Source organism: Candidatus Pantoea communis, assembly GCF_011752685.1.
Lineage (GTDB): Bacteria > Pseudomonadota > Gammaproteobacteria > Enterobacterales > Enterobacteriaceae > Pantoea > Pantoea communis.
This window is the reverse complement of record NZ_VWXC01000008.1, coordinates 25880-42589: the sequence shown is the minus strand read 5'-3', so window position 1 is coordinate 42589 and position 16710 is coordinate 25880. Positions and strand designations below refer to the sequence as shown.

General features: G+C 54.7%; 17 protein-coding genes. 7 read left to right on the top strand and 10 right to left on the bottom strand.

Annotated features, from left to right (window positions below):
* Positions 1-8 precede the first annotated feature (8 nt).
* Positions 9-1064 (bottom strand): DNA polymerase IV, encoded by a 1056-nt coding sequence (gene dinB / locus F3J37_RS12245; RefSeq protein WP_038648775.1) that lies wholly within the window; start codon positions 1062-1064, stop codon positions 9-11.
* A 243-nt stretch (positions 1065-1307) separates the two neighbouring features.
* Here dinB and dpaA point away from each other — a divergent pair, with 243 nt between their 5' ends.
* Positions 1308-2051, top strand: a complete 744-nt coding sequence (gene dpaA / locus F3J37_RS12240) for a peptidoglycan meso-diaminopimelic acid protein amidase (RefSeq protein WP_058961547.1) — start codon at positions 1308-1310, stop codon at positions 2049-2051.
* Here dpaA and F3J37_RS12235 read toward each other — a convergent pair.
* Positions 2022-2789 carry a class II glutamine amidotransferase gene (locus F3J37_RS12235; RefSeq protein ID WP_058961548.1) on the bottom strand — a complete coding sequence of 256 codons (768 nt, stop codon included), beginning with the start codon at positions 2787-2789 and terminating at the stop codon, positions 2022-2024. The two genes, dpaA and F3J37_RS12235, sit on opposite strands and share 30 nt — an antisense overlap.
* A gap of 49 nt (positions 2790-2838) precedes the next feature.
* Complete coding sequence (gene lpcA / locus F3J37_RS12230; protein WP_034825351.1) at positions 2839-3417, bottom strand: D-sedoheptulose 7-phosphate isomerase; 579 nt, start codon at positions 3415-3417, stop codon at positions 2839-2841.
* A 243-nt stretch (positions 3418-3660) separates the two neighbouring features.
* On the opposite strand from lpcA, the gene fadE reads away from it, so the two are divergent.
* Positions 3661-6105 (top strand): acyl-CoA dehydrogenase FadE, encoded by a 2445-nt coding sequence (fadE, locus tag F3J37_RS12225; protein ID WP_166933640.1) that lies wholly within the window; start codon positions 3661-3663, stop codon positions 6103-6105.
* 40 nt (positions 6106-6145) lie between these two features.
* On the opposite strand, the gene mtnK is transcribed toward fadE, so the two are convergent.
* Positions 6146-7345, bottom strand: coding sequence for an S-methyl-5-thioribose kinase (mtnK, locus tag F3J37_RS12220; RefSeq protein ID WP_166933638.1), 1200 nt, complete (start codon positions 7343-7345; stop codon positions 6146-6148).
* Between the two features lie 105 nt (positions 7346-7450).
* On the opposite strand from mtnK, the gene mtnA reads away from it, so the two are divergent.
* A complete protein-coding gene (gene mtnA, locus F3J37_RS12215) occupies positions 7451-8470 on the top strand; it encodes an S-methyl-5-thioribose-1-phosphate isomerase (RefSeq protein ID WP_166933637.1) in 1020 nt (339 codons plus the stop codon).
* 166 nt (positions 8471-8636) lie between these two features.
* Here the strand turns inward: mtnA and F3J37_RS12210 are convergent, their stop codons facing one another.
* From F3J37_RS12210 to F3J37_RS12200, 3 genes are read right to left on the bottom strand one after another with little or no spacing between them, the layout of a single operon-like run.
* On the bottom strand, positions 8637-9179 hold the full coding sequence (locus F3J37_RS12210) for a 1,2-dihydroxy-3-keto-5-methylthiopentene dioxygenase (RefSeq protein ID WP_097117557.1): 543 nt from the start codon (positions 9177-9179) through the stop codon (positions 8637-8639).
* 1 nt (position 9180) lies between these two features.
* The gene (mtnC, locus tag F3J37_RS12205; RefSeq protein WP_166933635.1) at positions 9181-9864 is read right to left on the bottom strand and encodes an acireductone synthase; all 684 of its coding nucleotides are present in this window, start codon (positions 9862-9864) and stop codon (positions 9181-9183) included.
* A complete protein-coding gene (locus F3J37_RS12200; RefSeq protein WP_160867981.1) occupies positions 9861-10475 on the bottom strand; it encodes a methylthioribulose 1-phosphate dehydratase in 615 nt (204 codons plus the stop codon). Before F3J37_RS12200 ends, mtnC begins: the two co-directional genes overlap by 4 nt.
* Positions 10476-10605: 130 nt before the next feature.
* On the opposite strand from F3J37_RS12200, the gene F3J37_RS12195 reads away from it, so the two are divergent.
* The 4 genes from F3J37_RS12195 to F3J37_RS12180 all read left to right on the top strand — a co-directional run bounded on the left by F3J37_RS12195 (position 10606) and on the right by F3J37_RS12180 (position 13366).
* Complete coding sequence (locus F3J37_RS12195; protein ID WP_166933634.1) at positions 10606-11766, top strand: pyridoxal phosphate-dependent aminotransferase; 1161 nt, start codon at positions 10606-10608, stop codon at positions 11764-11766.
* Positions 11754-12524 (top strand): amidohydrolase, encoded by a 771-nt coding sequence (locus tag F3J37_RS12190; protein WP_166933632.1) that lies wholly within the window; start codon positions 11754-11756, stop codon positions 12522-12524. Before F3J37_RS12195 ends, F3J37_RS12190 begins: the two co-directional genes overlap by 13 nt.
* 117 nt (positions 12525-12641) lie before the next feature.
* Positions 12642-12953 carry a type II toxin-antitoxin system HigB family toxin gene (locus F3J37_RS12185; protein WP_166933782.1) on the top strand — a complete coding sequence of 104 codons (312 nt, stop codon included), beginning with the start codon at positions 12642-12644 and terminating at the stop codon, positions 12951-12953.
* On the top strand, positions 12950-13366 hold the full coding sequence (locus tag F3J37_RS12180) for a helix-turn-helix domain-containing protein (protein WP_034825376.1): 417 nt from the start codon (positions 12950-12952) through the stop codon (positions 13364-13366). Before F3J37_RS12185 ends, F3J37_RS12180 begins: the two co-directional genes overlap by 4 nt.
* 44 nt (positions 13367-13410) lie before the next feature.
* Here the strand turns inward: F3J37_RS12180 and katG are convergent, their stop codons facing one another.
* From katG to uraD, 3 genes are all read right to left on the bottom strand, one after another.
* A complete protein-coding gene (gene katG, locus F3J37_RS12175; RefSeq protein ID WP_166933630.1) occupies positions 13411-15609 on the bottom strand; it encodes a catalase/peroxidase HPI in 2199 nt (732 codons plus the stop codon).
* Positions 15610-15872: 263 nt separating this feature from the next.
* Positions 15873-16208 (bottom strand): hydroxyisourate hydrolase, encoded by a 336-nt coding sequence (gene uraH / locus F3J37_RS12170; RefSeq protein ID WP_034825380.1) that lies wholly within the window; start codon positions 16206-16208, stop codon positions 15873-15875.
* A complete protein-coding gene (uraD, locus tag F3J37_RS12165) occupies positions 16205-16699 on the bottom strand; it encodes a 2-oxo-4-hydroxy-4-carboxy-5-ureidoimidazoline decarboxylase (RefSeq protein WP_166933629.1) in 495 nt (164 codons plus the stop codon). The genes uraH and uraD overlap by 4 nt, the downstream gene beginning before the upstream one ends.
* Positions 16700-16710 lie beyond the last annotated feature (11 nt).

Genomic DNA, 16710 nt, shown 5'->3' with positions numbered 1-16710 from the left:
TCAAGGTTTTACCAACCCAACACTAGCTGCCGCTCCAATTGCGGATCCACCAGCGTCACATGCAATCCCACCAACCGCACGCCGCGCCCGGCACGCCTTTCATCCCATGCCTGCCGCGCCACTGCGATCATGTCATCCTTGTTCAACACCGGCCAGACATGCTCCTGCGTGGTCTGCTGGAAATCATTAAATTTGAGCTTCACGCCCTGACGCGCGATTTGCTTGTCGGGACGGATATTTGTCAGGCGTCGATCCAGCTCAGCATAGAGGTAATCAATGATTGCCAGACACTGCTCCCAGTTGTGGATGTCCTCCATCAATGTGCGTTCGACACCGAGCGACTTGCGTTCGCGCTCCACCACCACATCGCGTTCATCAATGCCGTTGCTGCGCTCCCAGAGCACGCGGCCGAATTTACCAAATCTCTTCAGCAGCAAGGCGAGATCGGCTCTCTGCACATCGGCGCAGGTGCGCAGTCCCATCTCTTCCAGTTTTTTGGTCGCCACTTTTCCTACGCCAGGAATTTTGCTCAACGGTAGCGTCAGTAAAAAGTCCGGCATCACTTGCGGTGTAATGACGTATTGCCCGTTGGGCTTATTCAAATCTGAGGCGATCTTGGCGAGGAATTTGATCGGCGCGATGCCAGCAGAGGCGGTTAGTCCGGTTTCACGCAGGATATCGGCACGGATTGCCTGCGCCATCAGTGTGGCCGAACCCTGACAATGTTCACTGTCAGTGACATCCAGATACGCTTCATCCAGTGATAAGGGCTCAATCAATGGGGTGTAGCGTGCGAAAATATCGCGTATCTGGCGTGACGCCTCTTTATAGGCATCGAAGCGTCCAGGCAGTAATTTCAGATGCGGGCAGAGCTTGAGCGCCATTGCCGTCGGCATCGCGCTGCGCACGCCATATTTGCGCGCGGGATAGTTGGCAGTGCTGATGACGCCACGCTGCACCCGGCTGCCGCCAATGGCGATAGGTATATCCGTTAATGAAGGATCGTCGCGCATTTCAACGGCCGCGAAAAAGCAGTCCATATCGACATGAATGATTTTGCGCATACGCCCTCCGAGCACTGGATAAGTATACAGCAGTAAAAAACTTCGGCAATATTTGTTGAGCGATGAATTAAAGTTTACAAAATTCTGGTCGTAATCCCTTTAGGATTGCACCATTTTCACGGAGACTGTCTTGATTAAACCTCAGACAATGTTAATGTTGCGCTGCGGTAGCGGATATTTCCGATAATGCAATACCAAGACGCTCAGCGTCATCGTCTCTCTTCACTTCAAGGTACACACAGAATGGGCAGAATCGCATTGTGGCTTGCGATGATTCTTATGCCAGTCCTTAGCTGGGCCATTTCGCCAGAGCCAACGCAACTGTCGGCACCGGTGAGCAAAGAGTTAAAGAAACAATTACTTGGCACTCCTGTTTTTATTCAGATCTTCAAGGAAGAGCGTACGCTGGAACTGTACGGCAAAATCGGTAATGAATATCGTCTGCTGGACAGCTATCGCATTTGTAATTTCTCTGGCGGATTAGGGCCTAAGCGTCGTCAGGGCGATTTTAAAAGTCCGGAAGGGTTTTATAACGTTAAGCTGAATCAGTTAAAACCGGACAGCCGTTTCTACCGCGCGATTAATACCGGCTTCCCGAATCAATACGATCGTGATAAAGGCTATGACGGTAACTATTTGATGATTCACGGTGATTGCGTCTCAATTGGCTGCTACGCCATGACCAACGCATCAATGGACGAGATCTTTACCTACGTCAACGCTGCGCTGCGCAACGGTCAGCAGGATGTACAGATCAATATCTATCCGTTCCATATGACCGATAGCAACATGCAACGTCATCGCTACTCAACGTACATCAACTTCTGGCGTGAACTGCAGCCGGGTTATGCGTACTTTGAGAAGTACCACATACCGCCAACGGTTAATGTGACGACGACGGGTCAATATGCGGTGAACAGCACGCCGGTGATTTCTACACCGGATGCTGCCTCGAAGTCATTCCTGGCGCTCACCCAGGCAAAATAATGCCCACTCGCCTGGCACTATTCGGTGCCAGGTTTCATTTCCTGTCAGCGGCTGTGTCGCAATCACCGTCACAACGTCCTTCGGCGTTGTCTGCTGCATAAAATCAATTTCTACATCCTGATCAAGCAACTTGGCTTTGCCAAAAGGCGCACGACGAGTGATCCAATACAGATTGGTCGAGCAGAACGCCATCAGATATCGACCGTCCGACAGCAGCATGTTAAACACACCCTTCTCGCGCATCTCAGCCGCCAGCTCAGCAATGTAGCGAAATACCGCCGGCCAATTGCCCGGAGTGCGCGGATAACGCTCAGACAGCTTATGCAGGATCCAGCAAAACGCTTTCTCACTGTCCGTTTCGCCAACGGGTCGGAAAGTCCCGGTTTCCAGCTGTTTGTAGCCTTTCAGCTGCCCGTTGTGCGCGTAGGTCCAGTTACGTCCCCACAGCTCACGGGTAAACGGATGGGTGTTTTCCAGCGACACTTCACCACGATTCGCCTGGCGGATATGAGCGACCACGGAATGTGATTTGATCGGGTATTCCTGCACCAAACGGGCGATCGGTGAGTTAAAGCTGGGCTGAGGATCTTTGAATGTGCGGCACCCTTTTCCTTCATAGAAAGTGATGCCCCAGCCATCTTTATGTGGCCCGGTTCCGCCGCCACGCTGCACCAGACCGGTAAAACTGAAACAGATGTCCGTGGGGACATTGGCGCTCATCCCGAGCAATTCGCACATAGCAACCGCCTTAAGTCAGCACTCCCGCGTGAGCAGGAGTGACGCGTCATTACTTAACCATCTCTTTTTCGATCAGCAGCATCAGGATATGAATCACTTTAATGTGAATCTCCTGAATGCGGTCAGCGTAGCCAAAATGAGGTACGCGAATTTCGATATCCGCTGTGCCTGCCATTTTGCCGCCATCTTTACCGGTCAGGGTAATCACTTTCATCCCTTTGGCGCGTGCCGCTTCGACCGCTTTGATGATGTTCGCCGAGTTACCTGAAGTGGACAGGCCCAGCAGCACGTCGCCTTCACGGCCTACGGCTTCGATATAGCGCGAGAACACATGGTCATAGCCAAAATCGTTGCTGACGCAGGAAAGGTGGCTTACATCAGAGATGGCAATCGCCGGGTAGCCAGGACGATTTTCACGGTAGCGCCCTGTCAGCTCTTCAGCAAAGTGCATCGCATCACAGTGAGAACCACCGTTGCCACAGGAGAGCACTTTGCCCCCTGCTTTGAAGCTGTCTGCCAGCAAGACTGCCGCGCGCTGAATCGCGTGAATGTTCGCTTCGTCACTCAGGAATTTATTAAGCGTATCGGCTGCTTCATTAAGTTCTGAGCGAATAATGTCCTGATACATAGGGATGTCCTTTAGAGGAAAGATTTACTCTGCAAGTTTAACGGAATGGGACAAAGCCGCAAAGCGCCTGCATCGGGGAAAAAGGCCCAGGCTTTGCCATTCCTGCTCTGTTGGTGTCCAGAGAGTGCGATTTTGTGAGTTCTGTTGTAATTGCGATGTAAACAGATTGCTAAAAAGCGGTCACTGCTCTAAACCTTACCTTATAACAGGTCAGACCTCTTACAACTTACGGAGCGGTTCATTATGTTGCTTGCCTCGATTGTCGCGACGCTGATTGTCATTAGCGCCCTCTTTTACCATCAAGTTTCGCTGCGGCTCAGCAGCGTAATCCTGTTGCTATGGACCGCCGGGCTGGCTGCTGCAGGCCTGTGGACGCCGTGGCTGCTGCTGCCACTGGCGATTATCCTGCTGCCCTTCAATCTGCCAGCCATGCGTAGCAGTATGTTCTCCAAACCTGCGCTGTACAGCTTCCAGAAAGTGATGCCGCCGATGTCGCGTACGGAAAAGGAAGCGATTGATGCCGGTACGACCTGGTGGGAAGGCGATCTGTTTCGTGGCAAGCCAGACTGGCAGAAACTGCACAACTATCCGCAGCCACGACTGACGGAAGAGGAACAAGCCTTCCTCGAGGGGCCGGTCGAAGAAGCCTGTCGTATGGCGAATGATTTCCAGATCACTCACGAACTGGCCGATCTTCCGCCGGAACTGTGGGCGTATCTCAAGCAGCATCGCTTCTTCGCCATGATCATTAAGAAAGAGTATGGCGGCCTTGAATTCTCCGCCTATGCTCAGGCGCGCGTGTTGCAAAAACTGGCAGGCGTTTCCGGTATCCTGGCGATCACCGTGGGTGTACCTAACTCACTCGGCCCAGGCGAACTGTTGCAGCATTACGGCACCGATGAGCAGAAAGATCACTATTTACCACGTCTGGCACGCGGCGATGAAATTCCGTGCTTCGCGCTGACCAGCCCGGAAGCAGGTTCGGATGCGGGTGCCATTCCGGATACTGGCGTGGTGTGCATGGGCGAATGGCAAGGCCAGCAAGTGCTGGGCATGCGCCTGACATGGAACAAGCGTTACATTACGCTGGCACCGATTGCTACCGTGCTTGGCCTGGCCTTTAAACTCTCCGATCCCGATCATCTGCTGGGTGAGACGGAAGAGCTGGGCATTACCTGTGCCCTGATCCCGACGCAAACGCCGGGCGTAGAGATTGGCCATCGCCACTTCCCGCTTAACGTGCCGTTCCAGAACGGTCCAACACGCGGTAAAGATATTTTCGTGCCGATCGATTTCATCATCGGTGGCCCGTCGATGGCCGGTCAGGGCTGGCGTATGCTGGTTGAATGCCTGTCAGTCGGTCGCGGCATCACCTTGCCTTCCAACTCGACCGGTAGTCTGAAAAGCATTGCGCTGGCAACCGGTGCTTATGCGCATATCCGTCGTCAGTTCAAAGTCTCTATCGGTAAAATGGAAGGCATCGAGGAACCGCTGGCACGCATTGCCGGTAACGCCTACGTGATGGATGCGGCGGCTACACTTATCACTAGCGGCATTATGCTGGGTGAAAAACCGGCGGTGCTGTCGGCGATTGTGAAATATCACTGCACCCACCGCGGCCAGCGCGCCATTATCGATGCGATGGATATCGCCGGCGGTAAAGGCATTATGCTGGGCGACAACAACTTCCTGGCGCGGGCTTATCAGGGCGCACCGATTGCGATTACCGTGGAAGGCGCCAATATCCTGACGCGCAGCATGATCATCTTTGGCCAGGGCGCGATTCGCTGCCATCCATGGGTGCTGGAAGAGATGAACGCTGCGGCTAAAAACGATCTGGTGGCCTTTGACCGTGCCTTGTTCAGCCATATTGGCCATGTCGGTAGCAACAAAGTGCGCAGTCTGTGGCTCGGTTTAACCGGAGGCCGCACCAGCGCGTCGCCAACCCGCGACGTGACCCGCCGCTACTATCAGCAGCTCAATCGCCTGAGCGCCAACCTGGCACTGCTGTCAGATGTGTCGATGGCAGTGTTAGGCGGCAGCCTGAAACGTCGTGAACGTATCTCAGCACGTCTGGGGGATGTGCTGAGCCAGATGTATCTCGCCTCTGCCACCCTGAAACGCTTTGACGACGAAGGCCGCAATGAAGCCGATCTGCCGCTGGTGCACTGGGGCGTGCAGGATGCGCTGCATCAGGCTGAAGTGGCGATGGATGACCTGCTGCGTAACTTCCCTAATCGCCTGGTGGCAGGCGCGCTGCGCATGGTGATTTTCGCCGGTGGCAAACACTGCCCGGCACCGTCTGACAAACTGGACCACAAGCTGGCGAAGCTGTTGCAACTGCCGTCAGCCACCCGTACGCGGCTGGGCCGTGGCATGTACCTGACGCCAAGCGAACACAATCCAGCAGGCCAACTGGAGCAGGCGCTGCAGGATGTGATGGCAGCGGAAGTGATTCATGAACGTCTTTGCCAGCAGCAGAAAAAACATCTGTCGTTTACCCGTCTGGATGCGCTGGCACAGCGTGCGTTGAAAGAGGGCTGGATTGATGAGAGCGAAGCCAAAGTACTGACGCGCGCTGAAGCCAGCCGTCTCAAAGCCATCAACGTCGATGAGTTTGTGCCGGAGGCACTGGCCTCACCGAAGCCGCAGGATAAAGGCGCCACACGCGCCAGTGAAGCGGCATAAAACGAAAAAGCCTCCTGACGGAGGCTTTTTTTTGTCAGGCTTATACGGCCTGACGAATCCGCGCGATTAACGCATCGACATCCGCAATATGATCTGCCGCCAGAATTAGCGTACGTCCCAGGGTAATGCAGCTACGAATACATTCGGTACGCATAGTGTCATCAGCAATCTGTTTAAAATCGGCAACGTGTGACATGCCCACGGTGCGACGAATCAGTTCCGTGCCGCAATAACCAATGGTATCGCTCCATACTTTGCGCAGGAAGGCTTCCGCATAGCCCGGATACGCCAGCGCCACATCAGAAGTGTTGGCGTGTGCCAGTTCGAGGAAGCGGCTGGAGAACTGCGTCCAGACTTCATGCGCATCGCTCAGACGACGCTCGCGCCCTTCTGCCGCTTCACGCGGGGCCAACAGGCCCGGCAGGCAGCAGTAGTTAATCAGCAGATTGCCAATCGCGCTGCCGACATCAAAGCCTATCGGACCGAAATAGCCAAACTCCGCATCGATCACCTTCAGGCTACCATCGGCCACGAAGATGGAGCCGCTGTGCACATCGCCGTGCAGCAGCGCTTCGGCATCCGCAAAGAAGCGGTGCTTCAGCCCGGCCACCGCGATTTTCAGCGCATCGTCAGTGCGCAGGCTGACCACCAGCGGCTCCAGTGCCGCCGGGTATTTATTACGCTCGTGATCGATAAAGGGATCGTTGAAGAACAGGTCTTCGGTGATTTCGCACATTTCCGGGTTAATGAAACGCGCGACTTCGGCCTTTTTCTTGTGCGGATGCAGGAAAAAATCAGAAGTATGGAACAGCGTCTGCGCCAGATATTCGCCCAGCTGACGACCCGCTTCAGGGTAGTAAGCTCCTTGCACCAGCTCGCCGCGCCAGATGCGATGGCTGGAGAGATCTTCCATCACCATCACCGCCAGTTCGGCATCGTAATGGGTGACGTTAACCGTGTGCTCTGGGCAATGTTTATAGTGTTCAACCAGCGTCTGTGCTTCGAGGCGCGCGCGATCCAACGTTAACGGCCAGGACTCACCCACGCAACGCACATAGGGCAGTGCCTGTTTCACCACCACACGGCTCTGTCCCAGGTTATCGAAAATCTTGAACACCAGGTTGAGATTGCCATCGCCGATCTCTTCTGCGCTCACCAGCGCTGACGGATCGTCCACACCGCCAAATTTTTTAGCATATTCCACCGCATCAGCAGCGGTGAAGGTACGGTATTGCGACATTGCCTGTTCCTCGACATTCGATAGTAATAAGCCGTTTGGACGTCTATACATCCGCCACGCATGTTGGCACAATAGCCGCTATTAACGCAACAGGGATTTCACACCATGCAAACACTTCGTACCACCAGTCTAGAGGTCCGCGATAACCAGCTGTGGATCCTCGACCAGCAGGCACTGCCACAACAACAAAACTGGCTGCCTGCGCACACTGTGGCGCAGTTGGTCGATCATATCCATGCACTGCGAGTTCGCGGTGCGCCGCTGATTGGTCTTTCCGCCAGCTTGCTGCTGGCGCTGCTGGGCGAGCAAGGTGTCACCCGCGCGGCATTGGCGGAAGCGCTGGAGGTGTTGCGTGCTTCACGACCGACTGCCGTCAACCTGATGAACAATCTGGATCGTATGAAGATTGCGCTGGCGGAGAGCGATCACGTAAACGCACTGAGCGCCGAAGCGTTGCGCCTGGTGGCAGAAGATAAGCAGCTGTGTGACAACATTGCCCGCGCCGGCAGCGCTCTGGTCAAGCCGGGCAGCCAGCTGCTGACGCACTGTAATACCGGCGGTCTCGCCACCGCAGGCGTGGGTACCGCACTGGGCGTGATTGCGCATGCCCATCAGCAAGGTTTGGTGAAAAGCGTCTGGGTGGATGAGACGCGACCACTGTTGCAGGGCGGCCGTTTAACCGCGTGGGAACTGGGTGAACTGCACATTCCCTACCAGCTGATCACCGATTCGATGGCTGCAAGTTTAATGGCGCGCGGCGTGGTCGATGCGATTTGGGTTGGCGCAGACCGCATTGCCGCTAACGGCGACGTGGCGAACAAAATCGGCACCTACAGCCTGGCGGTACTGGCGCACTATCACGGCATTCCGTTCTATGTGGCGGCGCCGCACACCACGCTGGATCGCCTCTGCCCGAACGGCGATGCCATTCCGATTGAGCAGCGCGCCGCCAGTGAAGTCACCGGCGTATCCGGCAGTTTTGGTAGTGTGCAGTGGGCACCGGATAATGCGGTGGTCTACAATCCGGCGTTCGATGTCACGCCAGCTGCACTGATTAGCGGCTGGGTGTTGGATACTGGCGTCGTGACACCAGAGCAGGTTAAGGAAGGGATTTTTCAGCCTTAAGGGGCGCCAGATGGCGTATCCTGTGTTTACGGTGCGCCAGAAATGAAAAGTCGCCATAAATGGCGACCTTACAATGACGAGCCCTAAGTTGTCAGATGCACCCTGAAGAGTGACCTTTCAAAGGCTGATTCCATTTATGCGTATGCAGGTTTAAGCACACAGCACGTTATGCCAGACGAGGATAAGCATCCGCAATCTTGTCGCCGGTAAAGTTGGCGATCCAGCCTTCCTGGTTATCGAAAATACGAATCGCGGTAAAGTGCGGTTCAGAGCCCATATCAAACCAGTGTGCCGTGCCTTCAGGTACTGAAATCAGATCATTCTTCTCGCACAGAATCTGGTAAACCTCATTGCCAATATGCAGGCAAAACAGGCCAGACCCTTCGACGAAGAAACGCACTTCATCTTCGCTGTGCGTGTGTTCATTCAGGAATTTCTCGCGCAACGCCTGCTTGTTAGGATTGTCTGCACGCATGCTCAGCACATCCCAACTCTGATAACCTTTCTCTGCCACCAGACGATCGATCGCGTGCTGATAGGCTTTGATCACCGTTTCAGCGTCAGGGTCGTTACCCAGATCGCGATCCGCTTCCCAACGCTCAAAACGCACGTTTTTGGCGTTCAGGCGCTCGCGAATCGCCTCGGCATCGGTACTGTGCCACAGTGGCTGGCTGGATTCGGTATCGCTAAAAATTGTCAGTGCACTCATGTTAAATCGACTCCGGATTAATCTGCGAAAAATCGTTTACCTGGTGATGGCGACTGGCGTTATCGGCCTCGCCACGAATTAACTGCAATGTGTGCCAGCCTGCTTGTGCCGCGGCATCCAGTTCCTGATGGATATCTGACAGGAACAGCAACGAAGAGGGTGCCAGGCCAATGTGTTCGGCGATGTTGTGATACGACTGGGTTTCACGCTTGGCGCCAACCGCTGTATCAAAATAGCCGCTAAACAGCGAGGTTAAATCACCTTCATCGCTGTAGCCAAATAACAGTTTCTGCGCAGGCACCGATCCCGAGGAATAAACATACAGGGCAATCCCTTGTTGCTGCCAGCGTTCAAAGGCGGGCAGCACATCGGGATAAAGGTGGCCGGTGAACTGACCTTCAACATAACCCGCACGCCAGATCATCCCTTGCAGCGCTTTCAACCCCGGCGATTTGCGATCTTCATCGATAAAACCGATCAGCGTGGCGATGAGGTCATCCAGCGATGCTTGTGGCGCCGCTGACTCTTCACGCACTGCGTTTAGCGCCGCAACCACCTTCTCATCCATTTGGTTATCCCGCACGAAGGCTGCCAGATGCTGACGTGCATAAGGAAACAGGACATTGTGCACAAACTGGATATCACTGGTGGTGCCTTCAATATCAGTAACAATCGCGCGAATCATTGGGTCTCCAGCAGTCGACGTTGCAGTTCACATTCAAACAGGAATTCCAGCCCTTCAAGGTGGCGGCGCGCTTCGTTGACGTCTTTGCCCCAGCAGGTTAAGCCATGACCACGTAACAGGAAGCCGTACCGCAAAGGCGTGTCCGCCGCAAAAGCTTCAATGCGCTGCGCCAGTGCCTCAATATCTTGATCGTTATCAAACAGCGGAATCGCAACGGTATTGAGATGCGTGTCCTGACCCGCGAGGGTTTTCTGCATCTCGTAGCCGCTCAGCAACAGCGCACTGCCCTTCTCTACACGCGACAGCACGGTAGAATTCACCGTATGGGTATGCAGTACAGCACCGGCCTGCGGGAACAAGCGATAAATCAGGGTATGCAGCCCGGTTTCCGCCGACGGTTTACGTCCCGAAGGGACACTGTTTGTCGCGATCTCCACCTGAATAAAGTCATCACGCGTCAAACTGCCTTTATCTTTACCTGATGCGCTTAGCAGGCAATATTCGGCATCCTGGCGCACCGACATGTTTCCGCCCGTCGCGGGTGCCCAGCCTTTTGCACCAATCCAGTGGCAGGCGGCCACTAAATGTTCCAGTGGGAGAAAATCCGTCATAGTGAAGGTGAGGCTCCGCAGTTGTTTTAGACGTCTAAGCGTCTCGATTGCCAAATATTAGCATCCTGTGTAGAGTGGCAGCAACACAGGGTTTCTCCGCATCGACATTCGCGCTTAAGGCCACTAAATAATGACGCAGCTCAACCTGACTCCCGAGAGCAAATTACCGGCGCTCGGCACCACGATTTTCACGCAAATGAGCGCCCTTGCCGCGCAGTTCAACGCCATCAATTTATCACAGGGTTTTCCGGATTTTGACGGCCCGCAATATTTACAGGATCGTCTGGCCTATCATGTGAGCCAGGGCGCAAACCAATATGCGCCGATGATCGGTGTGTTACCCCTGCGTGAAGCGATTGCCGATAAAACGGCTGAGCTTTACGGTCACACGCCCGATGTTAACAACGATATCACCGTGACCGCGGGCGCGACCGAGGCACTGTATGCCGCGATTACGGCGCTGGTGCGTCCGGACGATGAAGTAATCTGCTTCGATCCCAGCTACGACAGTTACGCGCCTGCTGTTCAACTGGCCGGCGGCGTGCTGAAACGCATTGCATTGCAGCCACCGGGATTCCGCGTTGACTGGAGTGAATTCCGCAGCTTGCTGAGCGCGAAAACCCGTTTAGTCATTCTGAATACGCCGCACAACCCTTCTGCGACCGTGTGGCGAAAAAGCGATTATGCCGAGTTATGGCAGGCGATCGCTGAGCAGGAAATCTATGTGCTGAGCGATGAAGTCTACGAACACATCTGTTTTGATGCAGAGGGCCACGCCAGCGTGTTAGCGCATGCCGAGTTACGCCAGCGTGCCATTGCCGTCTCTTCGTTTGGCAAAACCTTCCATATGACCGGATGGAAAGTGGGCTACTGTGTTGCACCAGCAGCGATCAGCGCCGAAATCCGTAAAGTACACCAGTATCTGACGTTTTCGGTTAATACCCCGGCGCAGCTGGCGATTGCCGATATGCTGCGTCAGGAGCCGGAACACTATCGTGACCTGCCGGCCTTCTATCGCGAACGCCGCGATTGTCTGGTTGATGCATTGTCGGGTAGCCGCTTCAAGGTGTTGCCGTGCGAAGGCACTTACTTTGTGCTGCTGGATTACAGCGCCATTTCCGATCTGGATGACGTCAGTTTCTGCCAATGGCTAACCAAAGAAGTCGGCGTGGCAGCCATTCCGTTGTCGGTATTCTGTGCCGATCCGTTCCCGCACAAGCTGATTCGCCTGTGCTTTGCCAAACAACCCGCGACACTTATCGCCGCTGCGGAGCGCTTATGTCAGCTTTAAAAATTACTGTTCTGCAGGAAACCCTGAGCTGGATGGACGGCGAAGCCAACCTGCATCACTTCGATGGCGTATTGAAAGGCATTGAAGGTCGCGATTTGATTCTGCTGCCGGAAATGTTCACCACGGGTTTTGCCATGGAAGCAGCAGAAAGTTCGCTACCGCAGGAGCAGGTGATTGCGTGGTTGCACGGCCATGCGAAAACCAGCAATGCGTTAGTCGGCGGCAGCGCGGCGATTCAAACTGAAAAAGGCGCCGTGAACCGTTTTCTGCTGGTCGAGCCGAATGGCACTGTGCATCAATACGACAAACGCCATCTGTTCCGCATGGCGAATGAACATGAACACTATGTCGCGGGCGATACGCGTGAAGTGTTCACCTGGCGCGGCTGGCGTATTCTGCCACAGATTTGCTACGACCTGCGTTTCCCGGTGTTCTCTCGCAATCACAATGATTACGATCTGGCGCTGTACGTTGCCAACTGGCCAGCACCACGTGCGCTGCACTGGCAGTCACTGCTGTTAGCACGTGCGATTGAAAACCAGGCGTACGTTGCCGGTTGCAACCGCGTCGGTAGCGATGGCAACAGCCATCAGTACAGCGGGGACAGTCGGATTATTTCGCCATTGGGCGAGATTCTGGCCGCAGGCGAGCCTTTTGCCCGCGCCCGTCTCGATGCGGAATTGTCGCTGGACGATCTGCAAGCCTATCGCGAACGCTTCCCGGCGTGGCGCGATGCCGATGGCTATACATTGAAGTAAACGTCTTGCCGCGTCTTTCTGGCGCGGCTTCCTCTCTTTTTTAATTTTTGTTTCCACATTGGAAACACCCCTAACTTCGGCTACAATGTTTCCATGTTGGAACATGCCGAGGGAATGATGCACGTTATTTCAAGGAAGATGTTTGCTGAGGCTGCGTTGCGTTTTCCCAATGATGCAGCAGCACTGGACGCCACTTACCGGACTTTACATGGCAGAGATTTTGCCGATCCTGAAGCGCTTAAAGATTTCTTTCCAAGCCTGGACCGAATGAAATATCGGGCGAAATGGTGGGTAATCAATGTTGGCAGTAACAATCTCAGGTTGATGTTTTTCGCCGATTTCATCGCTGGACGTATTTTCATTAAGCACATCAGTACTCATGCTGAATACGACAAATTAGTTACGTTCTATCGGGAGAACAAAGAATGATCGCCGAAGCTATTCAGGCCTCAGATAACCTGATTAAAGCCGTCCCCCTGCTTGGCGGTAGTCAATCGAAAGCAGATTATGAGCAAGCGCTAGAGCTGGTTGAGTATTTGGTTGAGCATCAGCCTTCTCATCCACTGATTGATATGCTGGCTGATAAAGTCGCGAAATACGAAGAGCACGCGCCGGAATTTTCAGCCTTCAATGCACGCATTAAGACTCTGCCAGGTGGAGTCGCGCTGCTACGAGTTTTGATGGATCAACACGATTTAAACCAATCATCTTTCACTCAGGAAATTGGTCAGCGTTCGTATGTTAGCCGGATTTTGAAAGGTGAACGTAAGTTAACGGATAAGCATAAAGCTGCGCTGGCAAAACGTTTTAACGTGCCGTTTGAGGCATTCCGCGAAGATTAAACAGAAAAAAGCCGCAGCGTGTCACCGCTGCGGCTTTAATGTGATTAAAGATCGAAGCGATCCAGATTCATCACTTTGGTCCAGGCTGCCACGAAGTCATTGACGAACTTCTGTTTGGCATCGCTGCTGGCATAGACTTCAGCCAGTGCGCGCAGAATGGCGTTGGAACCAAACACCAGGTCGGCACGGGTGGCGCTGTACTTCACTTCACCGCTGGCACGATCGCGGCCTTCGAACAGCTCGGCGCTCTCATCGGTGGCGCGCCATGCAGTGCGCATATCCAGAAGGTTGACGAAGAAGTCATTGCTGAGTACGCCGACACGATCGGTGAACACACCGTGCTGACTACCATCGAAGTTGGTGCCCAGCACACGCAGACCACCCAACAGCACGGTTAATTCCGGTGCGCTCAGCGTCAGTTGTTGTGCTTTATCCAGCAGCAGGGTTTCGGTGGATGAGCCACCTGTGATACGACGATAGTTACGGAAACCATCAGCCAGCGGTTGCAGCACGTCAAATGACTCCACCTCAGTTTGGTCCTGACGCGCATCCACACGGCCCGGTGTAAACGGCACTTGCACCGCCACGCCCGCCGCTGCGGCAGCCATTTCAATACCCACGCTGCCGGCCAGAACGATCACATCCGCCAGCGACGCTTTACCAGACTCCTGCTGAATTTTTTGCAGGGTTGGCAGCACATCGTGAATCACGCTGGCATTCACTGCCCAACCGTTTTGCGGTGCCAGTGCCAGACGTGCACCGTTGGCCCCGCCACGTTTGTCACCGCCACGGAAAGTGGAAGCAGATGCCCAGGCCGCAGAGACCAGTTGGCTGGCGCTGAGACCGGAAGCAGCAATCTTCGCTTTCAGATCAGTGATCTCATCAGCGGTTGGCTGGTGGATCGCGGCTGGCAATGGATCCTGCCAGATCAGATCTTCTTTTGGCACTTCCGGACCGATGTAACGCGCTTTTGGCCCCATATCGCGGTGGGTCAGTTTGAACCAGGCGCGGGCAAAGGCTTCATTGAACGCCTGCGGATCGTTGAGGAAACGGCGGGAGATCTTGCCGAACTCTTCGTCAAAACGCAGCGTCAGATCGGTCACCAGCATGGTGGGCTTGCGCTTTTTCTCGGGATCGAACGGGTCTGGAATGATCGCTTCCGCATCCACCGCTTCGAACTGGATCGCGCCTGCTGGGCTGTGTGTCTGTACCCATTCGTATTTGAACAGGTTCTCGAAGAAGTAGTTGCTCCACTGGGTAGGCGTCTGCGTCCACACCACTTCCAGACCGGAGGTAATCGCATCAGCACCGGCACCGCTGCCGTAGCTGCTGCTCCAGCCGAGGCCCTGCGCTTCAATTGGCGAGGCTTCTGGATCAACACCCACATGGCTGGCGGCTGCCGCACCGTGCGTTTTCCCCAATGTATGACCACCGGCAATCAGCGCGACGATCTCTTCATCGTTCATGCCCATATTGCCGAAGGTGGCGCGAATCGCTGGTGCTGCTGATTTCGGATCGCCGCTGGCTTCCGGGCCTTCCGGGTTGACGTATATCAGGCCCATTTCGGTGGCACCCACCGGCGCATTGCCAAGACTTTCTGGGTGGCGATGCGCCAGCCATTCAGTTTCGTTACCCCAATCCACATCCAGATCCGGTTCCCACACGTCTTCACGTCCGGCACCAAAACCAAAGGTGCGGAAGCCGGCATTTTCCAGCGAGACGTTACCCGCCAGAATATAGAGGTCGGCCCAGGAAATTTTCTGACCGTATTTCTGTTTTACCGGCCACAGCAGGCGACGTGCTTTATCGAGGCTAACGTTGTCTGGCCAGGAGTTAAGCGGCGCGAAACGCTGCTGCCCACGGCCGGAACCACCACGACCATCCACGGTGCGGTAAGTACCGGCACTGTGCCACGCCATGCGAATGAACAGCCCAATATAGCTGCCCCAGTCGGCTGGCCACCAGGATTGAGAGTCGGTCAGAATAGCGCGGATATCCGCTTTTAACGCCGGGTAATCCAGCTTGCTGAACTCGTCGCGGTAGTTGAAGTTTTCACTGAGGGGATTGGAACGGTTGGAGTGCTGATTTAACAGGTCGACACGTAACATATTTGGCCACCAGTCGCGGTTGGTTGTTCCGCTCCCCGCGCCACGTGCCAGTACGCTTTTTTCTTCAGACGCCCCGTGATGAAAGGGGCACTTGCCTGACGCTGCTGCATTATCGTTATTGTCGTGCGTGCTCATTTTTCGGCTCCGTTTGCTTCACATTGTCCGGTAAAGATAACCGTACCTTGTGAAAGAATATATTTGGATGAACCGAAGGTTTTGATAGTTACTGTCTTTCAAGCGCAGCGTGTGACATGACGCACAGAAAGCAGGGTTTTATCGTCAGTTGCGCATAATTTCGTCACTAAAACAGGTGTCGTTTGCAGCCAGTTGTCCCTAAATGCGCACCCTGCAGTCACTGGAGTGTTGCAGGGTCGCCATTTAGGGTGGCCGTGACAAAATTAGCTGCCGCGATAGGTTGACCACGACCACGGTGAGATCAGAAACGGCAGATGATAATGGCTGCCCGCCGAACCAATCACAAAATCAATCTGTGCACTGACGTACAGCGCATCGCGTCCGTCAGCAGCGAAATAGTCACCGATCTCTGCGGTCAATCGATAATGGCCCGGTGCTAACGGCTCGGGCGTTAAATCTTTAATACGGCCATCGCTATCGGTTTCCCCCTCCGCCATCGGCAACCAGCCTTCCGGGCTGTTCTGCTCCAGGGATATGGCCACGCCGATAGCGGGTTTACCCAGCGCGGTATCCAGAATGTGAGTGGTAATGGTGCTCATACAATGCTCTCCTTAAGCCGTAACAGGGTGATTTCACGCAGTTGCGTCAGCGCTTCCTGCTGCTCTGTCTCTGCATCATTGTTGAGCCTGCGCTGCAATTCCGCCAGCATCTCCTCGCCACTCCGCCCTTTGGCACGAATCAAAAACACCCGGTTGAAGCGCTGTTCATAGGATTGATTGCCCGCCAGCATGGCAAATTGCAGCGCGCCATCGGCCTGCTGCATCGCCGACTGCTCATTGCGTGACAATACTGCCTCTATACCCGCGCCCGCGGCTTTTTCACCAATACGGGGGTGAGCGCGTAATGCTTGTTCCAGTTCGGCACCTTGCCAGCGCTTTGCCAGTGTTTCAGCGGTCGTATAGAGCGCTTCCACATCCGCAAAAGGCCGTGCGGCCACCAGCGCCTGCTGCCAGTCAGGAATTGCCACGCAGTGGGCTATCGCTGTGTGTGCCTCATTGGGCGTGGCATCGTTAAACACCGCTAACTCCATGCAACGGCTCC